Annotated in this window: 18 protein-coding genes and 4 pseudogenes; 7 read left to right on the forward strand and 15 right to left on the reverse strand. The window is 56.7% G+C overall.

The window, feature by feature from the left end; translation table 11 throughout:
* Positions 1–67 precede the first annotated feature (67 nt).
* The 3 genes from FPZ61_RS14170 to FPZ61_RS14180 all read right to left on the reverse strand — a co-directional run bounded on the left by FPZ61_RS14170 (position 68) and on the right by FPZ61_RS14180 (position 1083).
* Entirely contained in the window at positions 68–295 is a 228-nt protein-coding gene (locus FPZ61_RS14170; protein WP_185467255.1) for a helix-turn-helix domain-containing protein, read from the reverse strand.
* A 23-nt stretch (positions 296–318) separates the two neighbouring features.
* A complete protein-coding gene (locus tag FPZ61_RS14175) occupies positions 319–780 on the reverse strand; it encodes a helix-turn-helix domain-containing protein (protein ID WP_255441659.1) in 462 nt (153 codons plus the stop codon).
* Between the two features lie 123 nt (positions 781–903).
* Complete coding sequence (locus tag FPZ61_RS14180) at positions 904–1083, reverse strand: hypothetical protein (RefSeq protein ID WP_185467257.1); 180 nt, start codon at positions 1081–1083, stop codon at positions 904–906.
* 136 nt (positions 1084–1219) lie between these two features.
* Between FPZ61_RS14180 and FPZ61_RS14185 the strand changes: the two genes are divergently transcribed.
* The 3 genes and pseudogenes from FPZ61_RS14185 to FPZ61_RS14195 all read left to right on the forward strand — a co-directional run bounded on the left by FPZ61_RS14185 (position 1220) and on the right by FPZ61_RS14195 (position 4813).
* On the forward strand, positions 1220–1735 hold the full coding sequence (locus tag FPZ61_RS14185) for a hypothetical protein (protein ID WP_185467258.1): 516 nt from the start codon (positions 1220–1222) through the stop codon (positions 1733–1735).
* Positions 1736–1981: 246 nt separating this feature from the next.
* Positions 1982–2857 (forward strand): annotated as a pseudogene (locus tag FPZ61_RS14190) (IS5 family transposase); the annotation flags it as partial.
* 132 nt (positions 2858–2989) lie between these two features.
* Positions 2990–4813 (forward strand): hypothetical protein, encoded by a 1824-nt coding sequence (locus tag FPZ61_RS14195; RefSeq protein WP_185467259.1) that lies wholly within the window; start codon positions 2990–2992, stop codon positions 4811–4813.
* Positions 4814–5297: 484 nt separating this feature from the next.
* On the opposite strand, the pseudogene FPZ61_RS14200 reads toward FPZ61_RS14195, so the two are convergent.
* The 5 genes and pseudogenes from FPZ61_RS14200 to FPZ61_RS14220 form a co-directional block, all read right to left on the reverse strand.
* Positions 5298–5441: pseudogene (locus tag FPZ61_RS14200) on the reverse strand (transposase); the annotation flags it as partial.
* 990 nt (positions 5442–6431) lie between these two features.
* A complete protein-coding gene (locus FPZ61_RS14205) occupies positions 6432–7970 on the reverse strand; it encodes a peptidoglycan-binding protein (RefSeq protein ID WP_370594295.1) in 1539 nt (512 codons plus the stop codon).
* 39 nt (positions 7971–8009) lie between these two features.
* A complete protein-coding gene (locus tag FPZ61_RS14210; protein ID WP_185474877.1) occupies positions 8010–8555 on the reverse strand; it encodes a hypothetical protein in 546 nt (181 codons plus the stop codon).
* Positions 8506–9327 carry a peptidoglycan-binding protein gene (locus FPZ61_RS14215; protein ID WP_185467262.1) on the reverse strand — a complete coding sequence of 274 codons (822 nt, stop codon included), beginning with the start codon at positions 9325–9327 and terminating at the stop codon, positions 8506–8508. The genes FPZ61_RS14210 and FPZ61_RS14215 overlap by 50 nt, the downstream gene beginning before the upstream one ends.
* A gap of 41 nt (positions 9328–9368) precedes the next feature.
* The gene (locus FPZ61_RS14220; RefSeq protein ID WP_185467263.1) at positions 9369–10058 is read right to left on the reverse strand and encodes a peptidoglycan-binding protein; all 690 of its coding nucleotides are present in this window, start codon (positions 10056–10058) and stop codon (positions 9369–9371) included.
* Positions 10059–10302: 244 nt separating this feature from the next.
* Between FPZ61_RS14220 and FPZ61_RS14225 the strand changes: the two genes are divergently transcribed.
* Positions 10303–11106 (forward strand): N-acetylmuramoyl-L-alanine amidase, encoded by an 804-nt coding sequence (locus tag FPZ61_RS14225; RefSeq protein ID WP_185467264.1) that lies wholly within the window; start codon positions 10303–10305, stop codon positions 11104–11106.
* Positions 11107–11315: 209 nt separating this feature from the next.
* Here the strand turns inward: FPZ61_RS14225 and FPZ61_RS14230 are convergent.
* From FPZ61_RS14230 to FPZ61_RS14240, 3 genes and pseudogenes are all read right to left on the reverse strand, one after another.
* Positions 11316–12299 (reverse strand): annotated as a pseudogene (locus FPZ61_RS14230) (IS5 family transposase).
* A gap of 93 nt (positions 12300–12392) precedes the next feature.
* On the reverse strand, positions 12393–13169 hold the full coding sequence (locus FPZ61_RS14235; protein WP_185467265.1) for a hypothetical protein: 777 nt from the start codon (positions 13167–13169) through the stop codon (positions 12393–12395).
* 53 nt (positions 13170–13222) lie between these two features.
* Positions 13223–14401, reverse strand: a complete 1179-nt coding sequence (locus FPZ61_RS14240; RefSeq protein WP_185467266.1) for a hypothetical protein — start codon at positions 14399–14401, stop codon at positions 13223–13225.
* 406 nt (positions 14402–14807) lie between these two features.
* Here FPZ61_RS14240 and FPZ61_RS14245 point away from each other — a divergent pair.
* A pseudogene (locus tag FPZ61_RS14245) lies at positions 14808–16046 on the forward strand (IS256 family transposase).
* Positions 16047–16157: 111 nt separating this feature from the next.
* On the opposite strand, the gene FPZ61_RS14250 reads toward FPZ61_RS14245, so the two are convergent.
* On the reverse strand, positions 16158–16511 hold the full coding sequence (locus tag FPZ61_RS14250) for a hypothetical protein (RefSeq protein WP_255441660.1): 354 nt from the start codon (positions 16509–16511) through the stop codon (positions 16158–16160).
* A 182-nt stretch (positions 16512–16693) separates the two neighbouring features.
* Positions 16694–17311: an ISAs1 family transposase gene (locus tag FPZ61_RS14255; RefSeq protein WP_370593476.1), complete on the reverse strand. Its 618-nt coding sequence runs from the start codon at positions 17309–17311 to the stop codon at positions 16694–16696.
* 298 nt (positions 17312–17609) lie between these two features.
* On the opposite strand from FPZ61_RS14255, the gene FPZ61_RS14260 reads away from it, so the two are divergent.
* Positions 17610–18197, forward strand: a complete 588-nt coding sequence (locus FPZ61_RS14260) for a hypothetical protein (protein WP_185474876.1) — start codon at positions 17610–17612, stop codon at positions 18195–18197.
* Between the two features lie 547 nt (positions 18198–18744).
* Here the strand turns inward: FPZ61_RS14260 and rmuC are convergent.
* Together rmuC and FPZ61_RS14270 are read right to left on the reverse strand one after the other, a co-directional pair.
* A complete protein-coding gene (rmuC, locus tag FPZ61_RS14265) occupies positions 18745–20199 on the reverse strand; it encodes a DNA recombination protein RmuC (RefSeq protein WP_255441664.1) in 1455 nt (484 codons plus the stop codon).
* Between the two features lie 226 nt (positions 20200–20425).
* Positions 20426–20731 (reverse strand): hypothetical protein, encoded by a 306-nt coding sequence (locus FPZ61_RS14270; protein ID WP_185467269.1) that lies wholly within the window; start codon positions 20729–20731, stop codon positions 20426–20428.
* Positions 20732–20877: 146 nt separating this feature from the next.
* On the opposite strand from FPZ61_RS14270, the gene FPZ61_RS15690 reads away from it, so the two are divergent.
* Complete coding sequence (locus tag FPZ61_RS15690; protein WP_255441661.1) at positions 20878–22035, forward strand: LysM domain-containing protein; 1158 nt, start codon at positions 20878–20880, stop codon at positions 22033–22035.
* Positions 22036–22382 lie beyond the last annotated feature (347 nt).

Raw genomic sequence — 22382 nt, forward strand, 5'->3', positions numbered from 1 at the left:
GTGCTCCGAACAGGGTCACAGACCGGCCCACCCATTGCCACAGCTGAGATCTGAGGGAGGTGAACCGTCAGCCCCGGCTACGCCGGGGCTGATCCTCCCGAGTTACACCACTCCATGGGACGCCGCTCCGGTGAACAACCAGGCGAGGACTTCCTTTACGGCGGTCCTTGCCGTCCCCATCACCCAGAAAGGCCTTTCGCCAGCGCTTGAGGGTGCGCAGGCAGATGCCGATCTCACGACAGGCGCTCACCAGGCCGGCGCCAGCGGCATTGGCCTCGCCGATCAGCTCGATCACCTTCCGCCGGTGCGCGGCGCTCGTCAGCCTTCCTCGTCCTCCGAGCAGAAGGCATCCCACTTTTTTCGCAGCACCAGCAAGGCCGCCATCTCCGCCATGGCCTTTTCCTTGCGCTGCAGCTCCTTCTTGAGAGCCTTGATCTCCCGCTGGTCCTGGGCCCGGAGCCTTTCGAGCTCCTTCTGCTCGGCCATCGTCAGCACCGGCTTGGCGTTGGCATCCTGGGCTGCCTGCCGCCAACGGTTCACCTGCTCAGGGAACAGGCCCCGCTCACGGCAGTAGGCACTGAGCTCGGTGGCGTTCAGCCCTGCCGTCTCCAGCACCACCGTGAACTTATCGGCAGCACTCCAGCCTTCTGGTTCCTTCTCGGATGCCGGCACCACCTCCCCCTGTAACCGCCAGGTCTTCCTCCATTTGTAGAGGGTGATCACGTGGATGCCCAGCTCTTCTGAAATCCGGGCCACGCTCTGGCGTTGCGGCGGGCTCATCCGCCTTCTCACATCAGCCTTGACGGCCTCGCTGTATCGGCGCATTGGTCATGTCCTCAAGCCCCCGGGTGTACGGATCAGAGGGGTGACATCTTTCCTGAAACCGGGGGGAGCACCAAGGCGCTACAGCTCGTCCAGCCAGCGAAAGAACAGGCGGTGCCGATCCTTGCCCTCGATAGCGGATGCCGGCAACACCTTCAGCCGGGCGTCCGGGAACTGGGCCTGGGTGATGTCGGCAGCATGGGCCTCATCGAGGGCCTCAACAATCTCGATGCCGTCCCCCAGGGAACTGGAGAAGAACACAGCGAAGCGGATGGTGCCTCGGGGGTATCAGGGGCTGCAGCCATCTTCAGAGGTTAAAGATGGGGGGCTATCAAGAAAAACTAGACTTCCTCAGGGACGTCATCAAGGCTTGTGATGTCCATGAGTTGATGGCTGGGTGATTGCTGAGCGTGTCGCCCACCAAATGAGTACAGTTGTAAACCAAAAAGACAGCCTCATGACAGCTGAGTTGCTTTTGCCTATGCTCTTGTTAGTGTCGACGTGCGTGCCGGGCACAAACACAGCGGAGGCATCAATGAGCCACAACAGCAGTTCGTCCGTACAAGTGACAAACAACTTTGCCTATGCCGCTTACATAACGATTAACCATATGTATGGCACTTCACCCGCCGAATCTCATACATGGAAGAATGTCATGCCAGGAACAACTACCGACCCTGATATGACTGTCTCCTACAATCTGGGGGGGTTTGTTTTGGGTCATGACAAATGGTATGCTGAGGTAGAAGTGCTAGGCGGGCCGCACAAAGGCAGATACATCAGCGACACGGATGCCTGCACCTTGCATGCTGCAGATGTCGGCAAGATACTAACCTTCAGCGTAAGTGAGAATCATTTCACAGTGGCTGCATCCAGAAATCATGCATCGCCTCACTGGCTAGTTCACCCTTGACCCGAGCAGATTAAATGACATTAGGGCACCTCGAAAAATCTATGCCGCTCCCTGCCATCCCGTGAAATAGGCAATAGAATTAGTTCAGTTCAACATTGCTGAATGGGACAGCGTGGATTCTGGGATGAGGAGAAGCGCATTCACAGGCTTCAGCAGAAGAAGCCCACGTTAGCGACCTTATCCGAGGCGATTCCCTGGGAGGCATTCAGGCCGCTGCTGGAGTAGGGTTACAGCCATAAACGTAAGAGCAATGCTGGCCGGAAGCGGATTGATCCGCTCATCCTCTTCAAGATGCTGGTGCTTCAGCAACTGTTCAACTTCAGCAATGAGGAGCTGGAATTCCAAGTCAACGACAGACGCTCATTTGAGGAGTTTATCGGACTTGGAGTGATGAACAGCATTCCCGATGCCACCACCATTGCGTTCTTCCGCGAGCGGCTCCGCAAGGCGGGTGTCATCGATGACCTTTTTGAACGGTTTGAGGAGCACCTGCGGTCCCAGGGCCTGGAGGCCCGCGGTGGACAGATCTTCGATGCCACGCTGGTCCCTGTTCCTAAACAGCGAAACTCACGACCTGAGAACGAATCCATCAAGCGCGGGCAGCTGCCAGATGGATGGGCCGACAAGCCAGAGCGCCTGCGGCAGAGGGATCTTGACGCTCGATGGGTCAAAAAGAACGGCATCAGCCACTCCGGGTACAAGAACAGCATCTGCATTGACGCCACTCACGGCTTCATCCGCAGATACGCCATTACCCCAGCCAATATTCACGAAAGCCAGATGATCTCGCAGGTTCTAGATCCTGAGAACTGGGATGACTTCGTCTGGGCTGATTCCGGCTACGCCGGCGCGCGGTATGAAGATCTACTGGAAGTGGCTGGTTTTGAGAGCCGAATTCATGAGAAGGGTACGCGTTGCCATCCCTTGAGCGAGGAGGCCAAGGAACGCAACAAGGTGCGATCGAGCGTGCGGGCAAGGGTTGAGCACGTCTTCGGGACAGTCACTACCTCTATGCACGGCAAACTGACAAGACGAATTGGCTTGGCCAGAACGAAGGCTTGGCGAGGACTGGCGGCTCTAGGTCATCAACCTTCCTGCTCAGCAGCAAGCTCCAGATCTTGAATGAGGTCGCCGAGGTGTTCCAGGACGGGATACAGCTCCAATGTAACCCGTGGATGGACAGATCAGGCTCCCCCATAAGGGGGATGCCCATGGGTCCACGCAGGGGTTACGTTCAGTACATCAGCGGGACAGTTGCCGCATCGCCAGGCAGTCCATCGGCTTGGTGGGCTGAAGGCGGGCTCCAACGTTTCTTACACACCACACCGCAACAAGATCATGGCCGCACGAAGATTCACAGATGAACAAGAGCAGGAGATCGCTCGCAGGTATCAGGCAGGCGAAAATCAAGTGGTACTGGCAGATGCGTTCAGGGTGAGCTGCCCAACTGTCCGCGGCATACTTAAGCGTAACGGGGTAAAGATACGTGGTATATCCGAAGCCAAGCGAAGCTTCACCGAAGACCAAGAACTGGAAATTGCTCGTAGATACGCGGATGGTGAGACAACGATTAGGCTTGGTCAAGAGTTCGGCGTATCAAACGGAACAATTAGCCAAGTCCTCAAGCGCCGTGGGATAGAACGGCGTATAGTGGGCGATTACTCGCGTATATTTGATGATCAGCAAGAGGCAGATGTATGCAGTCGCTACCAGAACGGCGAAAGCGCAAGCGGGCTCGGCAAAGAATTTGGCGTAAAGCATGGAGTCATAACAGATTGTCTTCGGCGTCATGGCATCCCAGTACGCTCGCAGAAGGAAGTCCAGGGTAAACTGAGCAGCAAGCAGGAGGCTGAAATTTGCTCTCGCTATCAAGCAGGCGAGAGCAGTATCAGACTTAGCAAAGACTATTCAGTAGGCCGTGAAGCAATCGGCAAAGTTCTTAGGCGCCATGGCGTCTCGATGCGCGCCCTCAACAGATTTGGCAGTGAACAAGAGCAGGAGATTGCCCGCCGCTATCTGGCTGGCGAGGGTACTATGGAGTTGGCCAACGAATTTCAACTATCACGCAAAACAATAGGTAGAATACTTGAACGCCACGGCTTCTCGCTGCGCCCGAAAACCGAGCTTATAGACAAGCTCATCTCTGAACATGCGGCACAAATCTGCTCCTACTATAAAGAAGGCAAAAGCACAACCGAGTTGGGTGATGAATACGGAGTTTCCGCTAACTCTATAATGAAGGTTCTTGCTGCATTCGATGTGCCCATCCGCCCTGCGGGCGAATCGCTACGATCATTCACCGAAGATCAAGAGAAAAAGATCGGCGCTCAGTATGCAGCAGGCGCAAATGCAACTCAGATTGGCAAGGACTATGGAGTGACGCCCGGTACGATCTATAGGGTGCTTAAGCGTCAAGGTGTCCCAATTCGCGCAATGGGTGAATCTCAGCGCAGTCTGGATAGCGTTCAAGAGGCCGAGGTGTGCTCCAGGTATGCAGCGGGTGAAAACACCTACTCCATAAGCGACGACTACGACATCTCGATTGTAACTGTCTACAAGGCGTTGCATCGTGGTGGAGTTGAGATCCGCGAAGGCATTACGGGGGGCGACTCGGTTGAGTATGCTTTAACCAGCACTGGACACTACAGCAGTCAGCGCGAATGTAGCTTTTACGTCTTTGACCTTGCTAACCATCCGGGCTGCTCCAAGCCTGGCATCGCTTTTAATCTTGAAACACGAATAACGCAAAGCGGTGGTGAGTATGGAGATATGCATATCGAGTTTACGTTTGCCACTCGCCAAGAGGCATTCTTCCTGGAGCAGGCCGTCCTTGATGCCACCAGAGGGTGCGCACGGTGTCCATCAGCTCTTGCTGGTTGGGCTGGGGCAAGTGAAGTTCGCGCCATGCCCGCCGAGGATCTGGTAGCCATCGCTGAACGTCTGGCAGACGAGATGGATGAGTTGGGCGTGTGGGAGTTTGCAGCCCGGTATGTGCCGATGACCAGCGCCCAGCGGGCAATCTGTCAACAGCGGGCACTTGAGAACGAACCGGCGTTCGTGTCTGTGGAGCAGGACTGATGCCCAACCCTGACACCGAGAGGAAGCGCCGCTGGCGTGCGAGGAAGCGCGGAGTACTGGAGCCTGTACCGACCTGCGCCTGCGGGAGGAAGATGCTGGGTGACCGTGAGATGTGCCGTGCCTGCTGGCTGAAGACGGACGAGGGGAAGGAGTACACACGGCAGAAGGTGCAGCGGCACAGGTCGCGATAGGCGATGGGCATGGTTCAGTCCGCTGGGACCACCCCCAGTAGCACCAGCAGGGTGGTCGAAGTAGACGGCGCAGGCTGATGCCTAGCTGTGTAGTCCCACCAGGTTGTTCAGCTGACAATTGTCTGTGAGGTCGCCAGCGGCTGGGATCCACTGAGCACTACTCTACGCGATATTACGAAAGAACCACTCGCCTCTCAATGGACGGCTGGCTCCAGTAGCCCAATGGCCGTAACGTCCTTCGCTTCCACCGTGACCCAGCCCCCGGTGGCTCCCGCCGGGGGCCAGGGTGCCCTTTATGTCACCGCCCAGCTGAATCGGAACAACTTGAGCAGGTTGTGGCCCGTGCTCATCAGCGACCACTCTCCGTTCACCCTCTCAAGCCCCCACAGCAGGATGCGCCGCAGGCCGCGATTTTCTTTCGTCTGACCAAACACCGGCAGCCGCAGGCATCAAACGTACTAGCCACGGCCCCCCACTGTCCGCAAAGAAGTTCGCTCGGACTGAACCATCCACCTGGGGGCTCAAACGACAACGACCATGACGACAGGCCGCGTCGCCCAGGTTGGTGCTTGGCTTTCTCTATGGCTAAAGCCCAGCACAGTCTTTCTTGGTGGTTCCGAGAACCTTCATCAGATCTGTCCTTGATTCAGAGTCTGATGTAATTGACTGAACTCCGACAAGATAAGACAAACCCTTAGCAATGGAAGCACATCTTGCTTTCCCGGCAGCTCGTGCATACTCTTCGAGAAGAGTCGCCGAACCTTTGGCCTTGTCGCAATTTATCTTGCTTTGATATTCTAAGCACGCCAGGGTTGAGTCTTCTACGCGCCCTAGCATCCCGGCGTGAGCAGGCGCGCCAATTGCCAGCACAAAAAGAAGTGGAGAGCACGAGCGCAATGCTTTAAGCATTGGAAATAATCGGCTAATCGCTGCCACTTTAGCAACAGGGAGCTAGCTTAATCCCTCATACGGCAACTACATCCCCATCGCCAGCCACAGCGAAACCACTGAATCTCTCGGTGGGGAAGCTGGGTTCGTGCAATCGGTGCTGATCACCGACTCCTCCGACCCGGTGCCTGAGGCCACCGAGACTGTGCGTCTTGATCCAGTACCCAGCCATGCGGAACTCATGAACGACAGCCGGCTGCTTGATTATGTGCTGAGGCGGAGTGGGTTAGAGAGAGAACCTGCGGAATCCCACCGTGATCCGATCTGAGAAAAGCTGGATAGCTTATGGACATCGTGAATCCAAGAACAATAAATCCGCCAGCAGGTGTGCTGTCCAGCACAAAACAGACCAACTGCTTGTATTGGCGTAAAGTGCATAAAGAATCCGCAGCTTGGATCGAAGGGGGCTGCCAGGATCTGGCGATAACGAGTAATGTCTGTGGATCGAATTCTCCGATAAGCCAGTCCTGGCTCTGAGCTCAACGGAACTCCTCGGCGAAGAGGCGCCGCAGGATTTCAGTGACCTCCGTGGCCATGCGCGCATCATGTCGAGGCCCGTCTCCCTGCCCCGTTGGGATGCGCAGGACCAAGGCGACACTGCGCTGGCGTCCGGGGGTGGAGCGGGTGTCGATGAACTGAGCGAATGCAGCGTAAGTGAGGGCTGGGGCTTCGGGGAAACCGGGGGCGGTGGTACCGAATCCCAGCTTGGAGAGCACCACGGGAGCCTGGACCTGGTTGATCAGACCGAGCCGTTCTATGGCGATGTCGACGTAGCGGGCGGTGTCGTGGGCGAGGGAGCGGATTGCAGTGGTCAGGCTGGACCACTGGGCTCCGGGAAGCTGTTGGTCCGTGGAGAGGTGCCGGTGCCAGCCAAGCATCGTCAGCAGGCGAGTGAGGTCGTAGGCGGAGAGGATGTTGCGGGTCCGCTCAAGGTCGAGGTGGGGTACCAGTATGCCGGCCGGACCCACCAGACGGGCGCCGATCAGATAGGCCCCTTCCCCGTAGGGCCCATTCAAGCGCAAGGCTGCATTGCCGGTGATACTACGCAGCCAGCTCTGCAGGTCGGGCTGGCCAGGCGAACGAATCTGCTTGAGCATCCAGGCCACTGCGTTGGAGTGCGGCACGCCCTTGCTGTAGCTCACCATTTCGGTGAACAGGTCGCCAAACGATTCCCGGCGCGAAGCGCCACTTCGTTCTCCCACCACATCACAACGGTCGATGGGTAGGGTCGGCTGCAGACGGTTCGCCTGGCAGATCAGCTGGAGGGCGGCCGCGAATTTCGTGGCACTCCAGAACTGCACATTTAAGCCCGAGGCCTGACGGCCATACCAGCGCACGCGCAGGGGGCTACCTTGCTGGAAGCCGCCCACGGCCACGCAGGCCTGTGCCACCTCATCACTGAGGAACTCGAGGCCACCCCGTCCGTCACGGCCTTCCAGGACCTGGGGTATTTGGCCGATGGTTGGATAGGGCTGAAACGTGGCAGGGGAGACGGGGTAGGACAGTGTGGTTACAGCATCAGGAGTGGCTGAGAGAGCGTTAGCGAAGCCAGGTAGCTGATCCTGGAAAGGAGAAGTGTTGAATCCACGATCCAGGCCTGGAAGTTTGTCGTCGTTGGCGCCAGAGGCGGCCGCATCCTGTCGTAGCTGGCGGAAGGGACTGGTGGGGAAGGGCGGGGACGAACCGAGGGCCTGGCTGAGTGCCGCTGCGGTACGGGAACCCACGATGGCATCGGGCCTGAGTGGCACCCTCCGCTGGAAATCCCGCACCGCTTGGGCTGTGGCGGGGCCAAAGTCTTCATCGACCACGCCGAACAGAAAGCCAAGCTGGATCAACTGGTTCTGGAGGGCCCCCACTGCTGGACCCTGTTCACCTTGCTGGAGGTTTGCCATAGGACGGGGAAGAGAGAGGGGAGCAGAGACAAGACTGGGGCCATCAATGGCCGGAACTACTAGTGAGATGGAGCTCGAGAGGAGAGATGGTTTGTGCACACCAAACGAATTACCGATAAGCTGCATCGATGCAACGGTTGGTCGTTCATGGCAGACAGGGTCTTACTAGTTCTGCCAAGAGCTGAAGCGTTTGCTATTGTAATTCCAATAAATATAGGCAGCATCAACCTCACTGTCGTCGATTCGAATAGCATCGCATGGAGCTTGTGGGCGCAAACCATCAGGAAAGCCACCCGCAGCAAGCCTAGCCATGCGGGCCAACCGTTTCAGTGGTATCACCTGTAGCTGGCTGGATGTGGGTGAACGCAGGGGAACCGAAAACTCGAGCACGTCGGGCGGTAGACGGGGGCCTGTCCTGAATATGGCGACGTGCATCACTCCCGCGGTCTCCCCGGCAAGCGCAGCTTGCGGTAATCCCCGGCAGGAAAAATCACCCCAAACCACTGAACTCACGTGCCATCGGATGTTTGGATAGTAACGAGCAGCGGAGGCGGCTTCGGGATGCTGATCGCGTTTCAGAGAACAGGAGAAGGCGACATCGGGGATACCGAGAAACCCTGCTAAAAGGCAGCCGCTCAGCCAGGAACAGGCAGTCAAGAGACTAATCCCAATTTGCAAACTGCTGAAACCAACCAGCTCGATCCAGTACATCTCTTGAATAATCACGACCCGTGGTGGGAAAGTCAGGATCACGACCGGCACGGATCGCCGCGATGACATTGCCAGGCCCGGCGTTGTATCCAGCCACCGTGGCTCTGACCAGGAGGCTACCTGCACCGGAGAGCTTTGGTTCAAAGAAACGACGATTACCGGCCAACACTTGACAGCCAAAGCGTATATTCGTTTCAGGATCTCTCCATTGGCCAGTCGCAATCCAATCAGGGAATGCTCCATCATCAATCTGCATCAGGCCTCGACCATGGCCGTTGTCTCCAGTGCCTCCTGGACCCGGGGGATTGAGAATAAGTCCCCAGAAGGACTCCCTGGAACCGATACCACCGATCAAGGATGGTTGAAAGCCGAACTTCGCCGCTGATTCCTTGATCATGGGCTCATAGCCACGCCGCTGAATCTCATCAAGGTGCGCTTTGAGTGCAGTGGCTCCTCGGCTTGTAGGGAACTTCCCCCCAAACGTAATTCCTGGCCGGGGCAAGACCTCAATCTCATCGACATCAACACCCAGTAAACTGGCCCAGGTCCGAGGGCCCACAATCCCGTCGACTTCAAGGGCACGTCGGCCCTGAAACTGCCTTACCGCCTCGGCCGTCATACTACCGAAGAGGCCATCAACCGCAGGTGCGCCCGGAGCGTCGCGCAGAAGCCCCAATCCTTTCAGTAGGGACTGTAGCTGCTTGACTTCATCCTTGAGCTGGGGAATAAAGATCCCATCATTGAGCATCAAAGTGGTGTGTTGAATCGCCATGGTTTGAAGTGCCGAATGAAGTTGTGTTAACGGGCTGGTGTTCAAAGGCCAAGGGCGGCTCGGGTTCGCTGCCCGACAATTCCATCTGCAGTAAGATTTTTGCTAGCCTGAAACTCTGTTATAGCTTCATCAGTAGCCGGCCCGAAGATACCATCATCCACTATCTTGAAACCCAGGTCGATCAATTTTCGCTGGACAGCAACCACGTCCTGACCACGCATGAACGGCTGCGTAAGGAACAATGAACGTGGCTGCACTGGATCGCCGATGGGATCAATCAACCCATTGAGATCTGCCTGGATCAGTGCATACTTCTGATCCCATACACTAGGCTGCCGCAGATTAAGGCCATCATCGATATGAACAGGATCATCAAAGTCTCCCCCCCAGCGAAGTGTTGCATCATTTCGGATGCTGTTGATGAAGCTGCGGATCTGAGCCGGCAATGAACCGACAGCAGCTAGAGCATCGCCATTGAAGAAGCCTCCAGCATGCCGGATGTTCATGTCGATGGCATGGCCAACGAGATGATTGGAGCGACTGGCAGGTCGCACGATCGCACCGCTGACCGGCACACCCTGTCGCCGGGCCGAACTAGTCACAAAGATTGTGAGATCATTTGCTATCGCAAAGGATTCAATTTTCCGAAGCTCAGGAAGAAACTCAACATCCGCCAAGACTGGCTTGTTGACAAAATGGCGGCTGCTAAAGGTGACAATGCCGGTTTCCATGGGTAACTCCTTGATGGATGGCTCCAGAAGTCCAACACAATTAAGATCATTATCTATCTGGAGGAATTCCCGCCTGGACTCCCGTAGGGAATCTTGAGGCCGACCATCAGTCTTGTCGCAGCCAGCACAGAAAGCAGCAAAGAAATGCTAAGACTGACAACAGAAGATTGCACTTCATGGAGTGGTGTTAATCATGACAGGCGGCTGGCTAGCTTTCGGCAGACCTTCCACGCGACAGCAACGCATGCCGTTCACCGCAAAAGTGATCAGCGCAGCAGAATGGGGCGCTTCCTCTCCCCTCAATGCTCCATTCGATCGCACGATTCCCAAGTATGTTGTGATTCACCATACGTTCAAACCGCGTAACGCATCTCAGGGGACTTTGGATGGCGCCAAGAAAGCAGCGCGCCAGATCCAGGCCTTTCATATGGGGCCGCAGCGGGGATGGTCAGATTCGGGGCACAACTTTCTGAATACCAAGGGAGGTTTCTTGCTGGAAGGACGCCACGGCTCTCTTGAAGCGGCCATCAGCGGGTTCTGCGTCCAATCTGCGCATGCTCGTCAAGACCAAGGCAAGCTGGCTGGAGGTAACAGCTCTCCTGGCATTGAGAACGAAGGTGATTTTGACCAGGAGCAGATGGAGCAGGATCAATGGGACAGTCTTGTTGAGCTCAGCGCCTCCCTGTGTTCATCATGCAATATTGCCCCGAGCAATATCCGTGGTCATCGGGACTTCAGTGTTACCCAGTGCCCTGGCAACTGGCTCTACGACCGACTGGATCAACTTCGGAGTGAAGTTCGCAGCAAGTTGGGTTTGCCGGCTGTTGTCGGCACCGAAGAGGGGGAGAAGGTTCTTCCCTTCGGTCTTCGTGGACCCGCTGTCCTCGTACTTCAGAAGCGATTGAGTGAGCTGGGCTTCAACCCTGGTCCCATTGACGGGATCTTCGGTGACGACACCCGTTCTGCTGTGGTTGCATTCCAGAATTCTCGACAGCTCTTGCCCGACGGCGTCGTGGGGCCAATTACACGTAATGCCTTGAACCTCTGATCGACGCAAAATCCCATTAAGTTTTTAATGGCCAAGTCAGGGAAGCTCTGAGCAACGAGGGCTTGAGCGGCTCCTAGGATCGGACTGAGCCGGATTGCTCCTCCGGATGGGCTCAGGGATTGATCTGTGCCCGATCAAGGTGATCTTATGCCCATTTTTCGCTGCCTTGCACCCGTGAATGGCCTCATTCGGCCACACCACGCCCCTGATCACGGTGTTGCAAGCAACTGACGCCGCGCCAGGAACAGATTCGTCAGTGCTGCCAGCACGTTCACCTTGCAGCGGTTTTTCACCATTCCCCGCAGCCTGGTCTTCTGAAAGCCGAACTGCTGCTTGATCACACGGAACGGATGCTCACCTTTGGCGCGGATGTGGGCCTTGGCTGTCTCCACCAGATCCTGCAGCTTCCCGTCTGGCGTATCGGGCAGTGCTCGGCGCTTGCCGGGTCGCATGGCCACTCGAAACTCCGTTGACCTGCCTGCCATCTCCGGCCTCTTCGCGATTCCCTGGTATCCAGCGTCGGCGTAGACCACCTCCTCCTCCTCCCCGTGCAGCAGCTCAGCGGCTGGGGTGAGGTCATGCACGTTGGCGGCCGTGGTGACGACGGAGTGGATCAAGCCGGAGCCCTTGTCCACACCCGCGTGGATCTTCATTCCGTGGTACCACTGGTTGCCCTTCTTGGTCTGGTGCATCTCAGGATCCCGCTTCCCCTCCTTGTTCTTGGTGGAGCTGGGCGCCGCGATCAACGTGGCATCCACGATCGTGCCTTGGCGCATCGCCATCCCCCGCGCACTGAGGTTGGCTTTGACGGTCTCAAAGATCCGCTCGCCCAGCCCATGCTTCTCCAGCAGGTGGCGAAAGGTCAGGATCGTGGTCTCATCAGGGATCCGGTCGCTGACCAGATCGATGCCGGCAAAGCGGCGCATGGTTGGCACCTCGATCAGGGCGTCTTCCATGGCGGGATCGCTGAGGGAGCATCACTGCTGCAGCAGATGGATGCGCGGCGTCGTTGTCAGTGGGTACGGAGGTCTCCCACTCTTCTTGCTGGTTTTGGGGTAATGCGGCTCGATCAGCGCGATCAGGGAATCCCAGGGCACAACGACCTCCATCTCCGCAAGGAACTTCTCGCGCTTGGTCTGCTTCTTGGCGGTCGTCTGCTCGTAGTCAGATAAGCCGAGCTGCTTGCCGCCCATCACCCCAGTCCTAGCCAGTGATTACATGGCCATTGTCCCGCGATTGGGCTCAGTTTTCCCAAGGCTCCCTAATCAATCTTCCCAGAAATACACCTAGCCCTCCACAAGCAATACATATTCGATTCCACTAACTGCATACTCCAAATCAGCCAGAATTACCCGGTTTGCAATGCGCCTTACATTATTATTATTTAGCTCGCAAAGCAGATCTTCGAGTGCAGCAGATAGCACTGAAGGCAGAGACAAGTCAACCTGCAGAGAAGAGATTAGCAAGTCCAAATAGTTCAATCGATCAAGTAATGACGTTAATTGAAGGCGAGCAGACTCAGAAATTGCGATATCATCAAAATTATTGCTAATGGTCTTGATAATTTCGCTAAATAGGGGCAGGGCTACAGGGGAAGTTCCTGTTGTAAGCTGGGAGCCAAATTTTACGCTTGCCAACGCAAATGGGCCAAAAGCTAGAGGCAAAACTTTGCTCAGGACCATTTCTGCAAGCTTTACGGATTCAGTTAGTGTGTTAACAGCGGCAACTGCGCCTTTTTGCTTCTTGACCGCAAGGCCGAGGTCTTCATTTATTGCGGTAATTTTATCTACCGCTTCTTTCAAGTCATTACTTGTCAATCTATTATTAAGTTGATTGCGAAGGAATAAAGATACTTTGCCGTGCAGACTTCGACGAAGCTTTATGACCTCATTCCGTTTTTCTTCAGTGTAGCAATCTGTACCACCTGGGCCACAGTCACTAGGTCCAAGCTTCAAAAGCTCATACGCATTATCTCTTGCTTCGATAAGTCCATTTATTAAACTTTTCTCTAGCTGATCGGTAGTTTGTTCCAAAGAAGAAGATGCCATGGTGGAAGGTTTCATGAGAGAAGAGAAGGTGAATCAAGAAAGTAAAGAGTGCTGTGAAGCTACACTATTCACTCATCGTACTTAAGAATAAGAGTTCTTATCTCTTGTATCTCTGTATCGTACGTAGCAATGAGGGCGCGTATTTCTGCGATTAAATCGTATTCATTTCCAGTTGCAAGTCCGGCCAGCATGCCATGAGCTTTGCGAATTGGCGTTATTAAGCTTCCCACAGCCTTGCTCTCTAGTTCGTTTTCTTCGTTCTTAATCTGTTTAAGATTGTATTGCATTGTATTATAATGGTCGTAAGCATCAAGCACTTGCTTTTTCTCGCCTCTTGTCATTTCGCTGAGGTTCTTCTTCTTGTTATAGTAAACAAGGAGTTCGCCTGCATTGTCCTGCGCAATATCGCGGTAGGCGCTTTCCGCTAATTCTACATCTGTTTCTAGCGAAGCAAGAATAGTATCCACATAAGGAGACGCTTCGTTGACTAAAGAACGGATAGCGCTCCACTTTGATTCATTTAAATATATCTTCCCTAAGATGCCTATAATTTCACTGAGTGGCGTGAGGTAGCGCTCATCCAGTGAACTACTGCTAAGTGCAATAGGCTGCCCGCCAGTATCTCCTGCGCTCTTGATACGATCGTTAAGGCTTATTCCAGCGGCCCGGAGATTGGAAATAGATTTTTTAAATTGCTCAGGGGATTCATCTGATGCCAAGATGGATAGTGATTTGGCATAGACGGACAACAGGCTTAAAAGTTGTAGTCTAGCATTAAGAGCTTCGTTTGATATATACGGTGAAATTTCCAAGGGTGATTTGTAGATCGTAGTTTCACCAGGTGAGCGCCCGGACAGCAAATCAGTAAAATATTGGCAATCCCCACTCACGTAGTCTGCTTCAAGGCGGCAGTCGCTGTTAAGGCTTAATATCAACTTAAAGCCTTCACGGTCAAATGTATTGAGAGTATTAAAATATTCCATGAGAGTTGCACTTCCTGTTTCAAGGGACTTGCTGAGATTTTCGGTCTCCTTAATTAGTTCAGAGCGTTGCGTGAAAAGGAAGCAACCTGATAACGCTGGAGACAGCAGTCCAATAGTAAAAAAAGATGTAGCTATTCTAGAAACCTTATGGATGTTCATGAATTGCAAATTTTGATAAGTATCTATATTCGTTCTATTTTTATAGGAGCTCAGCGGACCTTGCAATGCTTGGCTGTAAATCTTTACATTTGCATCTTCGCGCAAGGCGAAGGACGACTTCCAATAAGGGAAACTCTGGTCAACGCCCGTCTACAGGTCGGACCCACTTCGAGAAGGTTGTTGTGAACCTACTTGGCGCTCGTTGGGTCATGATCACCCGTGATTGGTCTGAATTCGAGCTGTTTCGAGCTCATTGTGATGTCTGATGGGAGCCAGAAGGCACACCATTCCCTTGGCCAGGGCCTATTAAAAGTTTCAAGCTGAGATCGGCTGTGGGCCTTCCTGTCCATGGCAGCGCATCAGCCGAGTGGCGTCCCACCAGTTGGTGTAAAAGCTGAGTGCCCAGCCCCGGCTTAGCCGGGGCTGGCAGGCCGCTCCTCAGACGCTTGTCGTTGCAAGGGGTGGGCAGGCCCGCTTCCCTGGTTTGAGAACCACCTCAACCAGACGAACCATGCCCAAGACAGATTCTGGCGCCTCCGCCCTGGCGTCGCTACTGGATGGCAGCACGGCTGGGGAGCTGATCCCCGAGCTGTCCCGCCACGGCCTGCAGCAGCTGATCGAACTCGAGGTCGCCGCTGTGCTCGGTGCCGATCGGCACGAGCGCACTGATGAACGCTGCGGCTACCGCGACGGCAGCCGGCCCCGCCTGCTCGCCACCCAGGTGGGCGACCTCCCGCTGTCGATTCCCAAACTCCGCGCCGGCAGCTTCTTCCCGACGATCCTGGAGCCCAGAAGGCGGATCGATCAGGCCCTGTACGCGGTGATCATGGAAGCCTGGGTCAAGGGCGTCTCCACCCGCAAGGTCGACGCCCTGGTGGCGGCGATCGGCTCGGATGCCGGCATCTCCCGCTCGGAGGTGAGCCGCATCTGCCAGGGCCTCGACGCTCAGATCCAGGCCTTCCTGGAGCGGCCCCTCGATGGCAGCCGCTACCCCTACCTCTACCATGATGCCACGTAACTGCACGGGCGACTGGGCAAGACGCTGCAGGTCTGCTCCCGTGCCGTCGTCGTGGCCATGGGCGTGAACGCCGATGGGCGCCGTGAACTGCTGGGGCTCAAGGTGGGCGACAGCGAAAGCGAGCCCTTCTGGCGGGAGTTCCTCACCAGCCTCAAGCAGCGGGGCCTCGCTGGCGTGCGGCTGGTGGTCTCCGATGCCCACGTGGGTCTCACCAAGGCGGTGGGCCGCATGTTCCAGGGCTGCAGCTGGCAGCGCTGCCGAGTGCATTTCGCTCGCAACCTCCTGCAGACAGTGCCGAAAGCCCAGCAGGAGATGGTGGCGGCTGCTCTGCGCTCGGTGTTCACGCAGCAGAGCGCCGCCACCGTGGAGGAGCAGTGGGATCAGGTGGCCGCCATGCTCACCGGCAAGTTCCCCAGAGCGGCTGAGCTCATGGCCACCGCCCGCGAGGACTTGCTGGCGTTCCGCTATTTCCCCGCCAGCCACTGGCGCAAGCTGTGGAGCACCAACCTGCTGGAGCGCGTCAACGAGGAGATCAAGCGCCGCACCCGGGTGGTGGGCATCTTCCCCAACGATGCAGCGATCACTCGATTGGTGGGAGCGGTGCTGCTGGAGCAGGACGAGCACTGGCAGCTGGAGGGCCGACGCATGTTCTCGCTCGACTCGATGGCTGCCATCCCACCCAGCGCCGACGCGCTGCCGGAGCTCGATCAGCCGGCGCCAGCCATGCCATAGCCCACAGCAGAAGCTCAGGCCCCAGCCAGCGCTCTGGCGCGCCCATCACAGGGCGGGCCAGAGCGCTGGCGCCCGGGGGCGGGCGCTGAATCCTGCGTCCTCAGGGCTGATTCAAAGTCTCAACGCTGGATCGGCTGGCTCTGGTTGGCGCCTGGCCATGACCAGCAGCGCCTTGATGTCGTGCATCACGGTCTGCAATCCAGATCGAATCGACCGGAACCCAGCCAGGCGCAACAGGTTCAGGGCTGCGGTGCGCAGCGTGGCCATCGCGCCGGCCCCATTACCCCGGTAGCGGTGGGCATCCTCATGGAGCTGGGTGTCGCGAATCCAGTGCCAGCCCTCAATGCTCCAGCGGTCTCGCACCAGTCGCAGCAAGGCTTCTGGCGTGGTGCGCAGGCTGGTCAGAAACATGTGAGTGGCGCGAAAAGGCTTGCTGTCACGAGTCCCGTCGGCGACCACCTCCACAATCCAGCTGGTGCCGATCCAGGCCTCGGTGATGTGCGCAGGGGCCTGTTTCGCCCGCAGCGTCTAAGTGATGTCACGGCCGTGGCTGATCTCGTGATCGCCTGCCACGAAAGGGATGTGCCGCTTTCCCTGGAACTGGCTGCGGATCTGGCGGTGCAGCGTCTTTTGATTGGCTTTGACTGTCAGCAGGAAGTCGGCCCCCTGCTCCTGGAGCTGCCGAAAAACGGGCGCTGGGTATGGAGCGCGTCAGCCTGTATGAGAACGCCCTCCAGATCCAGTTCGCCGAGAAGCTGCCGGAGTACCGCCCGCTCATGGTTTTCGCCGGTGGCGTAGCAGGCCTGGCTGATCGCGACACCCAGAGCGGCCGAATAGAGCGTGACCTGGGCAATGAACGCGGAGCCACCTGCGGCTGTGGTCTCGATCGACCCTCGCAAGATCTTGCCGTCACACACCAGCTGATCGAGATCGGCTGCACCACCAGGGATCTGGGCAATCGTCCAGTCACGGATTGCAACGCACAGGGCTGCCACGTCCACCTGCTGGAAGAAGTAGCGGAAGGAGGAGTCCGATGGCGGCCGCCGCAGCTCCACGCTCAGCGCCTCGGTAAGCACGGCGTGGTGGCGGATGGCGAATCGCTCCAGATCCCGCAAGCTCTGGCATCCACTGAGGATTCCGAGCAGGGCCACCAGCAGCAGATACCAGGCCGGAAACCGAACCCGGCGCCGCATCCGTGCATCAGGGATCGACCTCAGATAGCTGATCAGGTCGAGATCGGTTGCGGCAGAGTCGCTTTCAAGCACAAGGAGGAGGCGATTCCGCCGACCTCAACGCATGCTGACAGCCCCGGCAAGGACGCCTGTGACGGACTTTGAATCAGCCCTGCCTGCGTCCTCCACCAGATGGCTCAGGAGTGAATCGCTTGACAGGTCATTCCTGACCGTGCAAGGTGAATGAACGAGGCGATTCATCACCTCGGGAATGACAACCCGTCATTCCACCCTGTTCACACTCTGATCAGGGCAGCCGGGCCTCTGGATTTACACCACGCAAAGGGACGCGGCCCGCATTAATCCATGCTAATGTCGCTAATAATTTCTCTTGACAATTGAGAATATGAGAGCTAACCACCACCTTAAAAGACTAGGCATCATTCCCATCTCAGGCCTAGCTTTCCTTGCAGCTTACCTGAGTCCGTTGGCATATGCACAGATCAGCAGGCAAAATGCCGCGGCAACCCCAGCAGGCAATCATAGTTCAATATTCTATTTCTCTGGAGGCCTGCTAGCCATAGCGTTATGTGTTGTTTTTGTTCTCTATTTTAACAGAGCGCAAGGACAGCAAGTTGATGAGAAGGCACGATTTGAATTTCAACGTCTAAGTTTTGCTGCCGTAGTTCTTACAGGACTAGGATTGATTTTTTTACTCTCTATGGCCATGTACTATTGGGCGCCATCAAGCTCAGAAGCTGGAAAGACTATTTTTGAAGCTTGCAAAACAGTTATTCCACCCATTATCACCTTAGTGCTTGGATATTACTTTGGAAAGAGTGATCAAGTCCAAACGCCTGAAGAAAAGCACAGTCAAGCAAGAACAAATGGTCAACGGGAAACCGGAACAGATAAACAAGTTAGCCCAGAGATAAGCGGCAATGACCCTAATCGAAAGATTCCACCGACCTTGAGTTAACAGGCGCGTACATACGAAACGGAAGCATTCGTAATCAATTATGATAAGAACATTATCGCACCCCGCTGACGCGTCAGCCATCGGCCTTCATCCTGAAGGCAAGTAAAGACTATGAATGCCAGACTGGCTAGCATCAAGATTCAGAAGACGGGAGCGGAGGAAATCTCCATTGCCAAAGCGACTCTCCACTTCTGATCTTGAGCGTTATCCGTATCCAGCAAGCAGCTGACCTGAGGCTGCATCTGGTACCAGGAGGCAGTACCATTGTGGGATGAAGCGGAAGCACCAGCGCACCCTTGAGCTGATCTTCTCCCGGCCTGTAAGCGGCAGCTTGCCGTGGAGGGACATAGAAGCCCTGTTTCAGGAGCTTGGCGGGGAGGTAAGTGAGGTGGTCTGGCTTTTCTGGACAGGTCCCATCGTTAACCTCTGAGGCGGGGCACCGCCCCTGAAAGGGGCTCCCACTGAGGCCGAACCCTGTTCCTCCCGTCCAGGGTTAACGATGTCAGGGGCCAGAGCTGTCCAATAAAAGGCGTTGTCTAGGGCCTCCCTACTGAATCTCTCGCACCACCTCATCAATCGTATCGGCAAGGTTCACCTCACCTCCCTGACCCGCTAACTCGGCAAACCGGCGGCCCTGCGGCAGCAGCCGCACCTGCGCTGATCCGACCGCTTCGTTGAAACTCTTATTCAACCGCAAGAGGTTGGTGCCGATGCCATTGAACTTACTAACAAAGACAAGAAACCGCTTGTGCAGCTCCACCGCATTACTCTGGAACTCTTCGATATTTCTAGCTATCTCCACCTGCTGAATTGTCATCGCCAGGCCCTTGAGGATCGCCAGCAGGCTAGTGGGGAAGGTGAGGATGATGTTCTTGCTGAAAGCGTACTCCAGCAACTGCGGGTCGCGCTCCAGCGCCATTGACAGGGCTCCTTCAATCGGGATGAACAGCACCACTCCATCCACTACCTGGCCCAGGGCGCTGAGCTTGCCGGCGTAGTCCTTCTTGCTGAGCAGATCAATGTGGCTTCGCAGCTTTTTGAGATGTCCACTCAGGGCCGCTTCTCGCTGCACTTGATCTGTAGCTTGCAACGCCTCAAGATAGCTCTTGATAGGCGCCTTGGAATCCACAATAAGCCGCCTTGAGCCCGGGATTGTAATCACACAGTCCGGTCGATAAGCACCCTCATCAGTACCCACATGAACCTGTTCATCAAAGTCGCAGTAGCTGATCAGTCCTACAAACTCAAGGATCCGCCGTAGGTTCACCTCCCCCCACTGGCCTTTCACATTTGGGGAGCGCAACGCCGAGGTGAGCTGCTGAGCGGCCCCCTGCACGTCTTCGCTGCGTTGACGCAGGTCCAAAGTCGTTTGCGCAAGCGCGCCGAGCTTCTCGCTGGAATCTTTCTGAAGGGACTCCACCTGTCGCCGAAGCTGCTCCACCTGTTTGGCAAACGGTTCACTCACCGTTTCCTTGGCGCTCTTAAGTAATGCCTCCCGCGAGCCATCCAGCATCTGGCCGCTGAGCGAGCGGAACTGGGTTAGAAGATCAACGCGTGCTTGCTCTAAAAAATGGGTTTGACCTTCCTGGGATCGCAACTGTTCGGCAATCTCGGCAATCCGGGTGCTTAGGGATTCTTTCTCACCACGGAGTTGCTCAAGCAGCGACTGATTCGCTGCATAGCGTGATTTTAGGTCGTCCCGTTCCTGCGCGAGGCCCTCCAACTGTGTGCGGCTGACCGCTGCCTGCTCCCGGGCCGTTTGCGACTCTTGCTGGGTTACCTTCAGTTCAGCGCTTTGTGCTTCCAGCTGACGGCTGAATTGCTCCAGTCCCTGGTCCGCTTTTAGAAGTCGTTCCTCCAGCAGCTTACGTTCCCCTGCTCCATCCCCGGCTTTTCTACGCATGAACACCCGGCTGAGGACGAAACCGGCGATTAGGCCGGCTAACACGCCGGTGACAAACAACAGGATTGGGGCCATGTAGCGCAAGTGCAATTCCGTCATCTTGGCCACCAATTGGAGACGAGGCATCCCCCAGGCGGGGGATCGTCACCCCAAGCCGATTCCCTCAGCACCGCCGACTCTCCATCCAGTTCCTGATGAACACAACCAACGCCCTGCAGGAGGTGGTTCAGCTAGACGACGCCTCACCGCAAAGCGCAAGCAGTAACACGTGTCATTCCAACCACATAGTCGATTGATGTCCGCAGACTGCACGGGGCTGAACTGATCAAGGTTCACCCGGTTCATCGCTCAGTTCATCGCCCAGGGCCAGTGCATCGCGGAGAGCCGGCTCGTAGCGCAGCAGCACTGCGGTCTCATGTTCAATGCTGCCAGGCTCCAATCGGCTCAGCTCGCGGAGAATCACCTCAAGCTGGGCCTGCAGTTCAGCCAACCGGGCAAAGCGTGCATCTGTCACTGTCACCTCATGAGCAGAGCCGTTGGCTTTGGGCGCGTTGGCCTCTGCCCTCTGCAATGCCCGATCGAACACCTCATCGGCGATTCTCTCCCAATGCTCGCGGGCGGCATCATCCATCTGATCAGCACAGGATTTTTGCTGTAGCCTGCCAGGTTCAGTTGCTGCTATCACCAATGGATTGCCTACCGGGGGCATCCCTACCTGACAGCAGGCTTCGGAAAGTGCTAATGATAAAGGTGTCTAGAGCGATGAGAGCCTGAAGGTTGAGCATCAGGTCTGATGTTACTGCTGCCGTACTGGTGCTGCTCACGGCTGACCCTGCGATTGCCCAGTTGCAGCCTCCGTCAGAGCTGATGACACCTGTTGAGCCAGCGGCGCCAGACACACCCCTGACGCCGGGTCTGCCAAGTTCGTTCGGCGACAAGCTCTGGGTGCGCGTACGCACCGACATCACCCTTGCGGAGCTGGCCAGCCAGTTGCGGGTTCAGGAAACCACCCTGGCCAAGCTCAACGATGTCAATGAAGACCACGGCTTCAGTCCGGGTGACTGGGTGGTGCTTCCTTCCCAGAAAGCCTCGGCGGCCAAGCAGCTTGCTTCCCTCGACACCAGTGAGCTGCGCCGCTCGGCTCCCCGCATTGAGCCCCTCCCAGTGGAGGGCACTGGTGTGGTGCGCTTCGGAGACAACCTCGTGAAGCTGGCCCAGCGCTACAGGCTCAGTATCCAGGACCTGCTTCGGCTCAACCCTGGTCTTGAGGCCGCCCGCCTGGTGGAAGGCCGTCAGATCAGGGTGGCCCGGGCCCGTCCTACCCGCTCTCGCATGGTGCTGGGGCTCAAGCCCACTGGCAGTGGCGGGCTGAGCTGGCCTGATCTTCCCGGCTTCGACCCGGTTCCCCAGACCCGCCCCCGCAGGTTTGATCAGTCACTCGACGACATGGTGCGCCAGGGGGTCGTCACTCCTGGCGAGCGCAGCCGAGTTCAATCCTCCGGTGCCCTGCGGCCCGGTGAGTTGTCTGCCCACCAGCAGGTCTGCAGCAATGACGCTCTCTCGGAGCAGGAGTGCCGCACCGGCGTGTCAGTCCGCTGGCGCCGAAGCAATTCCCTCAAAGCGGAGCGCCTCGACAACGACGGCAAGGCCATTGGAGCGCTCATGGTGGGCATGGGCCGCATCGACAACAGCTACCGGGCTCCGGTGCGCGACTGGCAGACATTCGGCACGCTTCGCGTGGATTGGGCTTCTTGGCGGAAATCATCAAGCGGCACCCGCATCGCTGATGCCAGAGGCTCAGCCTCGCAGGTTGCCGTCCACTGCAACGACCTGACCATTGCGGCCTACAGCAACGGACGATGGGGGCGGTACGAAGCTGCAGAAGGGCCGATGAGCCAGCTGGTTTTCAAACTTTGTGACAACAGACAGGAGTAATGGCTGAACCGGACCCACGCACCAGGTCAGGCAGCAGCAGGCGCAGTTCAGCCAGGCGGGCATGACGTGGACCCCGGAAACTGAACCAGTCCTTATGAGAGCTTCCCTACCGGCCAGACTTGGCCAGGAGAAGCCCCATGAAACGCAAGCGCCACACCCCGGAACAGATCATCCGCAAGCTGCGCACCGCTGAGCAGCTCCTCAACCAGGGCCAGACGGTAGCGGCGTCCCATGGAGTGGTGTAACTCGGGAGGATCAGCCCCGGCGTAGCCGGGGCTGACGGTTCACCTCCCTCAGATCTCAGCTGTGGCAATGGGTGGGCCGGTCTGTGACCCTGTTCGGAGCAC

Origin of the sequence: Synechococcus sp. BSA11S (genome assembly GCF_014224355.1) — a bacterium.
In the GTDB taxonomy this organism is placed as follows: Bacteria; Cyanobacteriota; Cyanobacteriia; order PCC-6307; family Cyanobiaceae; genus Regnicoccus_A.